Annotated in this window: 7 protein-coding genes and 3 pseudogenes; 6 read left to right on the top strand and 4 right to left on the bottom strand. The window is 58.6% G+C overall.

Translation table 11 applies throughout. The annotated features are described in order from the left end of the window. The first annotated feature begins 84 nt into the window (after positions 1-84). The 5 genes and pseudogenes from QTO30_RS11670 to selD all read left to right on the top strand — a co-directional run bounded on the left by QTO30_RS11670 (position 85) and on the right by selD (position 6,812). Positions 85-741 carry an ABC transporter ATP-binding protein gene (locus QTO30_RS11670; RefSeq protein WP_340424294.1) on the top strand — a complete coding sequence of 219 codons (657 nt, stop codon included), beginning with the start codon at positions 85-87 and terminating at the stop codon, positions 739-741. Then, a pseudogene (locus QTO30_RS11665) lies at positions 738-3,123 on the top strand (FtsX-like permease family protein). The gene QTO30_RS11670 and the pseudogene QTO30_RS11665 overlap by 4 nt, the downstream one beginning before the upstream one ends. Then, positions 3,113-4,141 (top strand): lipocalin-like domain-containing protein, encoded by a 1,029-nt coding sequence (locus QTO30_RS11660; RefSeq protein ID WP_340424293.1) that lies wholly within the window; start codon positions 3,113-3,115, stop codon positions 4,139-4,141. Before QTO30_RS11665 ends, QTO30_RS11660 begins: the two are co-directional and overlap by 11 nt. Further along, entirely contained in the window at positions 4,134-4,691 is a 558-nt protein-coding gene (locus tag QTO30_RS11655; protein WP_340424292.1) for a pyridoxamine 5'-phosphate oxidase family protein, read from the top strand. Before QTO30_RS11660 ends, QTO30_RS11655 begins: the two co-directional genes overlap by 8 nt. 24 nt (positions 4,692-4,715) lie before the next feature. Then, the gene (selD, locus tag QTO30_RS11650; protein WP_340424291.1) at positions 4,716-6,812 is read left to right on the top strand and encodes a selenide, water dikinase SelD; all 2,097 of its coding nucleotides are present in this window, start codon (positions 4,716-4,718) and stop codon (positions 6,810-6,812) included. Here selD and mnmH read toward each other — a convergent pair. Beyond that, positions 6,799-7,851 carry a tRNA 2-selenouridine(34) synthase MnmH gene (gene mnmH, locus QTO30_RS11645; RefSeq protein ID WP_340424290.1) on the bottom strand — a complete coding sequence of 351 codons (1,053 nt, stop codon included), beginning with the start codon at positions 7,849-7,851 and terminating at the stop codon, positions 6,799-6,801. The genes selD and mnmH overlap by 14 nt on opposite strands. An 82-nt stretch (positions 7,852-7,933) precedes the next feature. On the opposite strand from mnmH, the gene QTO30_RS11640 reads away from it, so the two are divergent. After that, positions 7,934-9,859 (top strand): hypothetical protein, encoded by a 1,926-nt coding sequence (locus QTO30_RS11640; RefSeq protein ID WP_340424289.1) that lies wholly within the window; start codon positions 7,934-7,936, stop codon positions 9,857-9,859. On the opposite strand, the gene QTO30_RS11635 is transcribed toward QTO30_RS11640, so the two are convergent. From QTO30_RS11635 to QTO30_RS11625, 3 genes and pseudogenes are all read right to left on the bottom strand, one after another. Further along, positions 9,856-10,644 carry a metallophosphoesterase family protein gene (locus QTO30_RS11635; protein WP_340424288.1) on the bottom strand — a complete coding sequence of 263 codons (789 nt, stop codon included), beginning with the start codon at positions 10,642-10,644 and terminating at the stop codon, positions 9,856-9,858. The two genes, QTO30_RS11640 and QTO30_RS11635, sit on opposite strands and share 4 nt — an antisense overlap. A gap of 11 nt (positions 10,645-10,655) precedes the next feature. Next, a pseudogene (serA, locus tag QTO30_RS11630) lies at positions 10,656-12,249 on the bottom strand (phosphoglycerate dehydrogenase). A gap of 44 nt (positions 12,250-12,293) precedes the next feature. Continuing rightward, positions 12,294-13,432: pseudogene (locus QTO30_RS11625) on the bottom strand (phosphoserine transaminase). Between the last annotated feature and the right edge of the window lie 297 nt (positions 13,433-13,729).

Here is a 13,729-nt window from a genome sequence, read left to right as displayed (position 1 = left end):
AATCGCCCTGATCGGGGGCTAATCGCCGCAAGGGGCGTTTCCTTCCGGGCCTTGCGTGTTACCTCTGACCGAGGAAATGAAAACATGCTGCTGACCGTTCGAGATATTCACAAAACCTATCACACTGCCGATGGCCCTTTTGAGGTGCTGCGGGGGGTTGATTTGGAATTGGATGCGGGTGAGACACTGGCGTTGACCGGCGAATCCGGGAGTGGGAAGAGCACCTTGCTCCACCTGATTGGCGGGCTGGATACGCCCGATCAGGGGCACATTCATCTAAACCACCAAGATATTGCGGCGCTTGATGACAATGGGCGGGCGGCGTTGCGTCGCGGCACTGTTGGCGTCGTCTTTCAGCAGTTCAATCTGATTCCCAGCTTGCGGGTGGCGGATAATATCGCCTTTCAGGCCCGCCTGGCCGGTCAGTATGACCCTGCATGGAATGCAACGCTGTCGGACCGGATGGGGCTGACAGCGCAGTTGAACAAATACCCTGAACAGCTTTCGGGCGGCCAACAACAGCGTGTCGCAATTGCACGTACCCTGGCCCCAAAGCCGCGTCTTGTTCTGGCCGATGAACCCACCGGCAATCTGGATGAAGATACAGCCGCCGTGGTTCTTGATCTGATGTTGGAACTGGTATCCGAGACCGGGGCGGGCCTTTTGATCGTAACCCATTCGAACGCATTGGCAGGTCGCATGTCCCGTCGCCTGCATCTGCGGTCAGGTCTGGTGGCATGACGCGGGCAACTTTGCACGCGCTTTTGTCGCATTGGGAGCGCAATCCCTTGCAGCTTTTTACTTTACTGGCGGGTCTGGCGCTGGCGACGGCCCTGTGGTCCGGCGTGCAGGCGGTCAATGCCGAAGCGCGCGCCAGCTATGATGCAGCAGCTGCAACACTTGGGGAAGGGCAATACGACAGGCTGGTGCGGCGTGATGGGCGACCTATGGCGCAAGCCACCTATGTGCAATTGCGCCGCGCTGGTTGGCTGGTCAGTCCAGTCGTGCAAGGGCGTCTGGATGGAGTACGGATCGTCGGGGTGGACCCGCTGACGGCACCCGGCGGTATTGGCCCGGTTGCCCCAACCGCAGGGGGCGATCTTGCTGCGTTCTTGTCGGGGCAGGGGCAGCTTTTCGCAAATGCTGAGAGTGCAGCGCGATTGCCTGCGCTGGATGTGATCGTTGCGCCAGAGGTCGCACCGGGTACCGCCATAACAGATATCGGCGTCGCACAGCGTTTGTTGGACAAACCCGGACAGATTGACAGCCTGATTGTTTTGCCGGGTCAGCCTATAGGGCGTGCTGACCTTCAGGAAATTGCGCCTCATTTACTGCGGCAACCCGCGCAAGGCGGCAGCGACATCGGGCGGCTGACAGATAGCTTTCATTTGAACCTCACAGCCTTTGGTCTGCTGTCATTCGCAGTTGGCATCTTCATCGTAAACGGTGCCATCGGGTTGGCGTTCGAGCAACGCCGCCCGGTGGTGCGCACGTTGCGTGCGCTGGGCCTGCCCTTGCGCCGTTTGATCGTTCTGATGGCGGCAGAGTTGATGATCTTTGCGATGATCGCAGGTGTGATTGGCGTGGCGTTGGGGTATGTGATTGCAGCACTTTTGTTGCCGGACGTCGCGGCAACGCTGCGCGGGCTGTATGGGGCCGATGTGTCCGGCACGCTTCAGTTAAGGCCCGTCTGGTGGCTTTCAGGTCTGGTCATCGCGTTTGGCGGTACGGCGATTGCGGTTTGGCGGCGCACTTTATCAATCGGCGCGGATGCCTTTGTTGGCTGCGGCACAGCCCCGTGCGCTGGCCATGGCCGCGGGACGGCGTGCCCTTGTGCAAGGCATTCTGGCGGCGATCCTCTTGGTTATCGCGGGGGTCATGATGTTTACTGCAAACGGCCTGATCGGTGGGTTCACGCTTCTGGCCGCGCTGTTGGTCGGCGCGGCGCTTGCGCTGCCCCTTATTCTGGATCGTATCCTTGCCGGGGCCAGTATGATCGCAAGATCGGTCACGGCGCAGTGGTTTTGGGCCGATACCCGCCAGCAGCTACCCGGTTTGTCGCTTGCACTCATGGCGCTGTTATTGGCCATGTCTGCCAATGTTGGCGTGTCGACGATGGTTTCCAGCTTTCGGTTGACCTTTACCGATTTTCTGGATCAACGCCTCGCGTCGGAACTCTATGTGCGCACCGAGAACGAGGATCAATCCGCCGCCTTGGTCCAATTTGCCGCGCCACGTACCGACGCCATCTTGCCCATTCAAAGCGCCGACATCGACATCGCAGGTCAACCGACCGAAGTTTATGGCGCGCGTGATCATGCCACCTACCGTGACAATTGGGTCTTTCTGCAGCAGGCCGCCCAACCGTGGAACACGACCTTTGGCGGGCAGACCGTGCTGATCAACGAACAACTGTCCCGGCGCGCTGGCCTGAATGTGGGGGATGAGGTTGTTTTGCAGGGACGATCCTTTACGATTGCCGGGGTTTTTGGTGATTATGGCAACCCCATTGGTCAGGCCGTGATTGGCGAAGCGGTGTTCAGGGCACTTTACCCTGACATCACACCCCGCAACTACGGGCTGCGGATGGATCCCGCGCTGGTTCCCGAGTTCGTCGCGGAATTGGAGGTGGCGACAGGCATTCCTGCGACGCAATCGGTCAATCAGGCAAGCATCAAAGCGATTTCATTGGGCATCTTCGAGCGTACATTTACCGTGACGACTGCACTCAACGTGTTGACCCTTGCCGTGGCAGGTTTTGCCATTCTGATGAGTTTGCTCACGCTTGCCAGCATGCGCGTGCCACAACTGGCACCGGCCTGGGCCATGGGGATCACCCGCGCCCAAATTGGAAAGCTGGAACTGATACGCGCGACGATGCTTGCGCTTTTGACCACTGTCGTGGCCTTGCCCCTTGGCTTGGCACTCGCCTGGGCGCTTTTGGCTGTGGTCAACGTGGCCGCGTTCGGATGGCAGTTGCCGATGTACCTGTTTCCGATGGACTATGCCCGCCTTGGGCTGTTTGCTTTGCTGGCGGCGGCTGTGGCTGCACTATGGCCTGCGCGTCGCTTGGCACGGACTCCGCCTGCGGATTTGCTGAAGGTGTTTTCCAATGAACGTTAAAACATTGCTTCTGGCGTTATTTCTACCTGTCGCCGCAGTCGCCCAGGGCTTTGCAGGCCTTGGCACGGACGCCGAAGGTTTCTCCGTGCCGCAACCCAACCCACAGTTCGCCTTTCCGGCGGATCATGGCGCGCATCCAGACTACCGGATCGAGTGGTGGTATCTGACCGCCAACCTGACTGCTGCGGATGGCACGCCCTACGGATTGCAATGGACGCTTTTCAGATCAGCACTTGCGCCGGAGGATGGTGAAGGCTGGACCGCCCCGCAGCTTTGGATGGGGCACGCGGCGGTCACGACGCCAGACACGCACTTTGTGAGTGAACGGTTGGCGCGCGGTGGGATCGGGCAGGCGGGTGTGACCGCGGACCCGTTTGAAGCATGGATTGATGATTGGATACTTGCGGGCGATTGGGAAACACTTCGCATGACGGCGAGTGGGTCTGACTTTGCTTACGATATGAACCTCACCGCCGAAGGCCCTCTGATCTTTCATGGTGACGCAGGTTTTTCAGTGAAATCAGCGGCGGGGCAAGCATCATACTACTATTCTCAGCCATTCTTTGCCATTGAAGGCACGCTGCAATTGCCGGAAGGCGACATTGCCGTCACTGGCAACGCTTGGCTTGATCGTGAATGGTCTTCGCAGCCTTTGGCGGACAATCAAACGGGATGGGACTGGTTCTCGCTGTCATTTGACGATGGCAACAAGATGATGGGTTTTCGGTTGCAGCAAACGGATGGGAACAACTTCACCTCGGCCACGTGGATTGCGCCGGACGGGGTCACAACCCCTTACACGGATGGTGCGTTGGTCGCGACGCCGCTGGCGGTGAACGCCGATGACGTGCCGGTACGCTGGCGTGTAGAATTGCGCGAACAGGGTGTGGATGTCACGGTAGCTGCCATCAACGAAAACGCATGGATGGCGACTAGCGTGCCTTACTGGGAAGGTCCGGTTGTCGTAACAGGCAGCCATAATGGCATCGGATATCTGGAGATGACAGGCTATGAGTGAGTGGTTTGAGACAACGGCCGACATCCTGACCAAGGTCTGGGACACATTGGATCGCGGTGTCATAGATGCCGACCATCCGGCGCGGCGCCCGACATTGGCAACCGTCTCGCCTGACGGGTGGCCGGAAGCGCGAACGGTCGTTCTGCGGAGCGCGGACCGCACGGGGGGTGTGGTGACCGTGCATACCGATCTCTATTCTGACAAGATCAAGAGCTTGCAGCCGGTCCCGCGCGCCGCCTTGCATATTTGGGACGTTGAGCAGAATCTGCAGATACGTTTGCAGGCCGAGGTAGCCATCGCACGAGCCCCTGAGACACGTACCCTTTGGGACGAAATTCCCGATCATGCCCAACAGTCTTATGGTGTGACACCGCCACCCGGTACGCCAATTGAGACCGCCTTGGATTACGTAAAGCAACCTGATCCCGAGACCTTTGCTGTGCTGCACTGCACCATCATCGCCATCGACGCGTTGCACCTTGGCGCCGACCACCGCCGTGTCAGCTATTCACGTGTCGGTCATTGGCAAGGACAGTGGCTTTCCCCCTGATCCCGTGCCCGCTACAACGGCACTATGAACAGTCTTCCCCTTACCCGTGACCTTGTCCTGATTGGTGGTGGCCATACCCATGCACTGGTGCTGCGCAGCTGGGGGATGAACTCTTTGCCGGGGGTGCGCGTTACGGTAATCAACCCGGGGCCGACGGCCCCATATTCAGGCATGTTGCCGGGCTTTGTCGCAGGGCACTACACGCGGGATGAATTGGATATTGATCTGATCAAGCTTGCGCGCTTTGCCGGTGCGCGGATCATCAATGGCTATGCAAGGGGCATCGATAAAGACGCCCGCATGATCCACGTCGATGGGCGTCCGCCGATTGCTTACGATGTGGCCGCCGTGGATGTCGGGATCACCTCAGCCATGCCTGATCTGCCGGGGTTCACAACCCACGCCATCCCGGCCAAGCCGTTGGGGGTATTCGCGTCGCGCTGGGATGCGTTTCGCGCGCAGGCGGACGCACCCCAGATCGCGATCATTGGCGGGGGTGTTGCAGGGGCAGAGCTTGCCATGGCGATGGCGCATGCGTTGCGGAACAAGCAACCAAAGGTGCGTTTGATCGAAAGTAACCGCGTTCTGACAGCGCTGGGCTACAAGGCCCGGCAAAAGATGCTGGCGGCACTGACGGCCAGCGATATCGAGATCATCGAAGACGCCGAGGTGACCGAGATATTTGCCGAAGGCGTTGTGCTGCGCGATGGCCGCACTATTCGCAGTGATTTTACGACAGGGGCCGCTGGTGCCAAGCCACATGATTGGATCGCTGAGACCGGCCTTGATCTGCATGACGGCTTCATCACCGTCGATGCCAACCTGCAATCCAGCGCGCCAGAGATATTCGCAGTGGGTGACTGCGCGCACCTGAGCCATGATCCCCGCCCCAAAGCGGGCGTTTATGCTGTGCGCGAGGCGCCGGTACTGTTTGACAATCTGCGCGCCGCTTTGTCTGGCGGATCGTTGCGGGTCTATAAACCGCAATCGGACTACCTCAAGCTGATCTCCCTGGGTGGAAAATCTGCGCTCGCCGAGAAATTCGGAACCGCGCGGGAAGGTCCACTTTTGTGGAAGCTGAAAGACTATATCGACCGCAAATTTATGACGCAGTTCGATACGTTGCCCGCGATGGAGACGCCCAAACTGCCGCGCACAATTGCCTTGGGCGTAAAAGAGGTGCTGGGCGACAAACCAATGTGCGGCGGTTGCGGCGCCAAGGTGGGCCGTGCTGCACTGCAAACCGTGCTGACGGATCAGTTTGGCGACGACGCGGCAGAAGTGCAGTCCGGCCAAGTGATGAGCACTGATCATTTGCGCGCGTTAACCCATGATCCCGTTGTGATGACCCGAATTGCGGCGGTCCACGCTTTGGGTGATATCTGGGCAATGGGCGCAAAACCGCAGGCCGCCACAGCAAGCCTGATCTTGCCGCGCATGTCAGCGGCGCTGCAAGAACGCACAATGGCCGAGATTATGGCCGCTGCCTCGGGTGTTTTTACTGATGCGGGTGCCAAGATTATCGGTGGGCATTCGTCGTTGGGTGATGAGCTGACCATCGGGTTCACCGTCACCGGATTGACCAAAGCGCCCATTACGTTGGCCGGTGCGAAACCGGGTGACAGGTTGATCCTCACAAAGCCCATCGGCAGCGGTACAATCATGGCTGCGGAAATGGCGGGCAAAGCCAAAGGATCTGATGTGATCAGTTGTCTGGCCCTGATGGTACAGGATCAGGCGCAGGCTTCTGTGATTCTGAGCAAGGCCCATGCGATGACCGATATCACCGGTTTTGGTCTTGCTGGCCATCTGCGTGGAATATGTGATGCATCCGGCGTGGGCGCGACATTGGATTTGGATGCGATTCCGCTGATGGATGGGGCGCTTGGTCTGTCGACCGCCGGTGTACGGTCTTCGCTCTTTGAGGATAACCAAATCGGGGCCGGTGTCATAAACGGGCCAAGCATTGATCTGTTGTTTGATCCGCAAACTGCGGGCGGCCTCTTGGCCGCTGTTTCGGCAAGGTCGGCCAATACGGCCCTGAAAAAACTGCAGGACGCAGGCTATGATGCCGCTGTGATAGGTGAGATCACCGAAGGTTCGGAAATTAAAACGCGTTGACGGCTGCGGCAATCCCATCAGCAGCGCGCTCTTGGCCCGCATCATCTAGCGTATCAACCGACACCTCTGCCACGACCTCGCGCTCATCAATCCGGCGCGATTTGGTGTAGGATGGATCATAGTGATCCACCATCAATGCATGAGACAAATCCACCAGCGCACCGTTTTGTGACAGCGCCACCCAGCGATCGACCGTTGCATGTCCCCGCAAACGCCGCAGGGCGTGCAGCTTTTGCGCGACGACATCGGGGTCCGCAATGACCTCGCGATAGGCTTTGGCCAGGTAGTTGGCGCGCGCCTCCATGGGTGCCTGGATAGCAATACGGGGTGCCGCCAGCATTCCAGCCCAGAAGGACGCGGGGATCACGATCCGGCCAATTTTACTGCTTTCGGCTTCGACAACGACGGGTCTGTCAGGGTCCAGTTTGTTGAGAGCTGCGGCAAGGCCGGTCTCAAAGGCCTTTTGTGATGGCTGCCCGCCGGGCATTTCGCCTAAAAGCGAACCGCGATGGCCCGCAAGCCCCTCCAGATCGACGGTTTGCACACCCCGCGCAGCAAGGCGCGGCAGAATCTCGGTTTTGGCTGTGCCGGTGTAGCCATCAAGCAATATGATGCGGTGGGCAAGCGGATGATCATGGAGGCTGGTCTTCACCAGACGTCGAAAAGCAGCGTAGCCACCTTTGACCGTATCGGCGCGCCAGCCAATCTCGGACAGCAGTGTCGAAAACACACCCGACCGTTGTCCGCCGCGCCAGCAATAGACCAAAGGACGCCACCCGCCGTCCTTTTCCCTGAGCGGTCCGTCAATGTGGTTTGCGACATTGCGGATCACCCAGCCCGCACCGATTTTGCGGCCATCAAAGGCGCTGATCTGCTTATAGATTGTGCCGACTTCCGCCCGCTGTTCATTCGACAAAGCGGGCAAGTTGATCGCGCCGGGAATGTGATCTTGCGCAAATTCAGCAGGTGAACGCACGTCAATCACGGTGTCAAACCCGTGGTTGAGGATCGCATCAAAGCTGTCAAATTCAATCGGCATTGCAATGGTCTACGGTAGTTGGGTCAGGGGCAAAAGGGCGAAAACCATTGCGAGCACGTGCCCCGCGCCCTAGCGTGACTTCATGAACTATGAAGACCTGCATTTGATCACGCGCTGGGCGCAAGTCGTCCAGCTGCGCGACAATGATCTGCTCACCCCGGCAGAATTGACCTTGCTGGAAAGCGCACAGGCCGGGACAACGGCGCGGATCAGCCTGACCGTCCCGAACCTGAAAGCGCCGGGTGTGCTGATCCGGGCCGCCCTTTTGCGGTATCTGATCCTTGGCGGGTGCAATGATTTTCGCACCCAACCGTCGGGGATCACGGTGAATGGGGCATGGATTGCCGGCAAGCTGGACCTGAGTTTCACGCAAGCCCGCGGACCGGTGGATTTCTTCAACTGTCACTTTTCAGAGCGTGCGCAGATGGTGCAGTTGCAAGCCGATGGGCTCACGATTGTTGGCTGTACCATGACAGATGGCATTAACGCGGCGCGCATTCAGATCAGTGGGAACCTGACGCTGAATGGCAGTCGGATTGATGGCAAAGTCTCACTGTCGGGCAGCGATATCAAAGGGCATCTGTCCTGTACGCAAGCCACGTTGCGGCATCCAGAGGGATCAGCCTTCAAAGCGCAAGGCATGAAGGTGGCCAGCAGCGTGCTTCTGGAAGGCACCACAGCAACGGGGCAGGTCAGCCTACTGGGCGCGCAAATCGGCGGTCAGCTGGTGGCGATCGGCGTGGCGTTTCACAACCCCAATGGTCACGCCTTGAATGCGCAAAGCACCCAAGTGCGGGGTGATGCATTCCTGCGCTATGCCACCACGGACGGCGAAGTCAGCTTTATGGGGACCGAGATCAACGGTGTCTTGGATTTCAGCCATGCAACGCTGCGCAACCCCGGTGGTCATGCGCTGAACGCACAACGTCTGATCGTCCGCGAAGGATTTATCTGGCGACGGATGAAGGATGTGGTGGGCGTGGTTGATCTGACGTCGGCGCATGTCGGCGATCTTTGGGATGACCCTGAAAGCTGGGCTTTATGTGATCGCTTGTATCTCAGCGGGTTCATCTATGATGTGCTACACGGGGGCATCAATGTGCCCGACCGGCTGGCGTGGTTGAAAATGGGTGCTGTATCTCAGCGCGAGTTCTATCCGCAACCTTATGAGCAATTAGCGAAGTTGTTGCGTGAGACCGGCCACCGGTCTGATGCGCGTGCCATCATGGTCGCCAAAGAAAAAGAGCAGCGCAAAGCCTCGCGTGCCCGGTGGCGGCGTGAGCGGGGGTGGCGGGAATCCCTGCTGGACGCCAGCCTGATGCCACCCGAAGAGCGCCAGGCGGAGGTTGAGGTGCTGCAAAAACGACGCCCCAATGATCCTCATGTTGCGCGGTTGGCGATGCTCCACCCCCAAGATGAAAGCCGTCTGGACGTTGGCGCGTTCACGTTAGAGCTTGCGCAAAAACAGTTCCGAGACGAACAACGCTGGTATGGTATTCGCGTCGGCTGGCGCAATATGGGCAGCTTGATTGCGGATCGCGTGTTTGGCTTGGTGGTGGGCTATGGCCACAAACCAGAGCGTAGTTTCTATATGCTACTCGCGCTGGTCTTTATTGGCTGGTTCCTTGCGGATAGGTCCTGGGAAGAGGGCGATTTTGCGCCAACAGCGGGGCCTGTTCTGATGTCGGAAAGCTGGCAGACGCTTGCAACTGATCCGCGCATCGCAAATCCGGCAAAGGTTTGGTCGGACAAATATATGTTGGCCCCTGATGGAAACCCCATCCTGACCGCCGGGCGAGATTATGAGACATTTAATGCGGTGTCTTACGCTGTTGATCTGGTTGTGCCCATTGTGTCGCTGGGGCAAGAGGCCGCCTGGGCCCCTTCAACAACGCGCGGCCCATGGGGCTGGTGGCTGTGGTGGGCGCGCTGGTGGTTGATCGCCCTTGGCTGGATTGTCACCGCCATTGGCGCGGCTGCGGTGACCGGGGTTATTCGGCGCGACTAGGGGATAAGCGGCGCGCGCCCCTTGTCGGTCAGCAGCCAACAATCGCGTCCTTCAAAGACGGCGGGGATCAGCGGGCGGTGATACCCGGCACCGCCGTCCAGATCGATGCGGTTGCCAAAGTGTTGCGGGTAGTCAAGCGCCGTATGCCCATGAACGATCAGTTTGCCGAAGTCATGCTCACTTGTCAGAAACGGCTCCCTGATCCAAATCAGATCTTCTGGGTCCTGCCTATCAATCGGTACACCCGGGCGCAGACCCGCATGAACGAATAGCAAATCATCGGTTTCAAACCAAAGCGGCAGGGCGTCGAGAAAATCCAAATGTGCGCTTGGTACGGCGGCAAGAGCCATCTGTTGCAGTTCCTCTGCATCAATGTCCCCGTCCGGGCCTTCGAAGGCCTCCAGTATCTCGCGTCCGTCTACGTGGTCCCGTGCAAAGTGCATGACCCCTTTGATGCCGTAAGAAGCAAGCGTAGCGGTGCCACCCAAACGTGGGTTCAGCCAGTTGATGCCGGATGTCACGCGCGGGTCGTGCTGCCTGCCGTGACGTACGAAGTGCGTGAAAGAGCGGTCATGGTTGCCTTTGATGAATACCCAATCACGCCCTGCGTCGCGCTCCGCAATCAGCGTGTCGATCACGGCCCGGCTGTCCGGGCCACGATCTGTGTAATCCCCCAGGAACACGATCTTGGCGTCATCACCGCCATCTGCTGTGACTAGCGCAAGTGCGCGATCCAACATGCCTTTCTGGCCGTGAATGTCGCCGATGGCGTATATGGGGGGCATCTTGGCGTTTGTCAGACGTTGAAGGTCAGCGGCTTGACCTGTTGGAAAAGGCCGGTGTTTTCCAACGCCTTGATTGCTGGAGCGGGCACCGGTTCGTCCACATACAGCAGCGCAATGGCTTCGCCATGTGCCTCAGATCGACCCAGCGTAAAGTTTGCGATGTTGACGTCATTCGCCCCCATGGTCGTGCCAAGTGTACCAATGATACCGGGTACGTCTTCGTTTGTGGTGTAGACCATGTGTTCGCCGATCTCGGCATCAATGTTGATGCCTTTGATTTGAATGAAACGCGGCTTGCCATCGCTAAAGACCGTTCCGGCAACCGAGCGTTCGCGCTTCTCGGTCACAACTGTGACCTTCACATAACCTTCAAAGGCACCGGATTGGTCCTGCTTGGTGGTGGAGACCTTGATACCGCGTTCTTTCGCAATCACCGGCGCACTCACCATGTTAGTGTCCGGGTTCGCCTTTGTCATGATCCCAGCAATCGTTGCAGCCGTCAGCGCCTTGAGGTTCATCTCGCTTGCTTCGCCGTCAAACAGGATGTTAATCGCCTTGATCGGCTCATCCGTCATCTGACCGATGAAGTTACCCAGGTGCCCGGTCAGTTTGATCCATGGTCCCATGACCTTGGCTTCTTCTGCCGTCACAGAGGGCATGTTCAGCGCATTTTGCACGGCCCCTGTCAGCAGGTAGTCGGACATTTGCTCGGCCACTTGCAGGGCCACGTTTTCTTGTGCCTCGGTTGTTGCGGCACCCAAGTGCGGGGTAACAACGACGTTCGGCAGATTGAAAAGGGGGCTTTCGGTTGCAGGTTCCACCGCAAAGACGTCGAAGGCCGCACCGGCAACATGGCCGGATTTGAGCGCCTCGGCCAAAGCCGCCTCATCCACCAAACCACCACGCGCACAGTTCACAATGCGCACGCCTTGCTTAAGCTTGGCGATGTTTTCGGCCGACAGAATGTTTTTTGTCTGGTCGGTCAGCGGGACGTGCATGGTGATGAAATCGGCGCGGGCCAGAAGTTCGTCCAATTCGACCTTTTCGACACCGATATCGACGGCACGTTCTTCGGACAGGAATGGGTCATAAGCGACAACCTTCATCTTCAGACCTTGCGCGCGGTCGATTACGATGGACCCGATGTTGCTTGGCACCAATCACGCCCAGCGTCTTGCCTGTCAGTTCCACACCCATAAAGCGGGACTTCTCCCATTTACCAGCGTGGGTCGAGGCGTTTGCCTCAGGGATTTGTCGTGCGACAGCCATCATCATGGAAATCGCGTGTTCGGCGGTGGTGATCGAGTTCCCGAAGGGCGTGTTCATCACGATGATCCCCTTCTTCGAGGCTGCGGGAATATCGACGTTGTCGACACCGATCCCGGCACGCCCGATCACCTTGAGGTTCGCAGCTGCTGCAATGATCTTCTCGGTCGCCTTAGTGGCCGACCGGATGGCAAGGCCATCATATTGCCCGATCACTTCCAGCAGCTTTGCCTTGTCCTTACCAAGGTCAGGCTGGAAATCCACGTCGATGCCGCGATCCTTGAAGATCTGCACGGCTGCGGGGGAGAGTTTGTCAGAGATAAGTACTTTGGGGGCCATTTTGCCGCTCCTTACGAATGTCGTGAATTGTCGGGAAACCCGGATTATGCGTTGATTTCAGCCACAAACGCCCATTCCAGCCAAGGCAACATGGCCTCGATGTCGGACGTCTCGACCGTCGCGCCACACCAGATGCGCAGCCCGGCAGGGGCGTCGCGGTAGGCACCGATATCAAGGGCAATCCCTTCGGCTTCCAGCCGCTTTGCAACGGCCTTGGCAAAGGCGGCACCGTCGGTGATGCGGTCGTCTGTGAATTTCAGGCAGACGGAGGTGTTCGAGCGCGTGGCCGGATCAACCGCCAAATTGTCGATCCAAGGCTTCTCGGCACAGAAGTTCCAGATTGCCTGTGCGTTGGCGTTGGCGCGGTGGACCAGCGCATCCAGACCGCCGATTGAACGACCCCACTTTAGCGCGACAAGGTAATCCTCGACCGCCAGCATAGACGGCGTGTTGATCGTTTCACCACGGAAGATGCCGTCGATCAGCTTGCCACCCTTGGTGAGGCGAAAGATCTTGGGCAGGGGCCATGCGGGGGTGTAGCTTTCCAACCGCTCAACTGCGCGGGGGCTGAGGATCAGCATGCCGTGGGCCGCTTCACCGCCCATGACTTTCTGCCAAGAGAAGGTGGTCACATCCAGCTTGTCCCAAGGCAGGTCTTGAGCGAACGCCGCAGATGTTGCGTCGCAAAGTGTCAGACCGGCACGGTCGCCGGGAATGACATCGCCGGATACAACACGCACCCCGGATGTGGTGCCGTTCCACGTAAAGCAAACGTCGTTGTCATAATTCAGCGCTGCCATATCGACGATCTCGCCATATTCCGCCGTGTGCACGGTCGCGTCGATCTTGAGTTGCTTGACCACATCGGTGACCCAGCCTGCGCCAAAGCTTTCCCAAGCCACCATCTGGGCGGGGCGTTCGCCCAGCAGCGACCACATCGCCATTTCAAATGCGCCGGTATCCGAAGCAGGTACAATGCCGATGCGGTAGTCCGCAGGCACGCCCAAAATTTCGCGGGTCAGGTCAATCGCCTCGGCCAGTTTGGCCTTGCCGACAGCCGCACGGTGCGACCGGCCCAAGGGGGCGTCGCGGAGTGAATCGAGTTTCCAGACGGGGGTTTGGCACAAGGGCCAGAAGAAAAACGCGGATTATCCGGCCGCGTTGCCGGTTTCGTCGTAACCATCAGTGGTATCCTCACAGATATGCGCCCTTCGTTGGGGAAGGGTGTCCCACCGCTGGACATACGGAACCCCAGTAAGAACAGCAACAGGCAAAGGTACGCGGCTTGCAGGGAATGAAGCCCGCTACAGAGCGATGCAGGAACGCATGTTTCCTATATGCACAAATCAGAGACAAACGGATTGCGCTTTGTCCTTCAATGGTCAAACTGCGAGTCGGGCGGTACGCCTTCAAAGCTGTGATGTTGGGGGCTTTGTTATACATGCCTGCCGGGCGATACACGGCATAGATTGATCGTGAT

The organism is Yoonia sp. GPGPB17, from assembly GCF_037892195.1.
GTDB lineage: Bacteria > Pseudomonadota > Alphaproteobacteria > Rhodobacterales > Rhodobacteraceae > Yoonia.
This window is presented reverse-complemented; position numbering and strand designations above follow the sequence as displayed.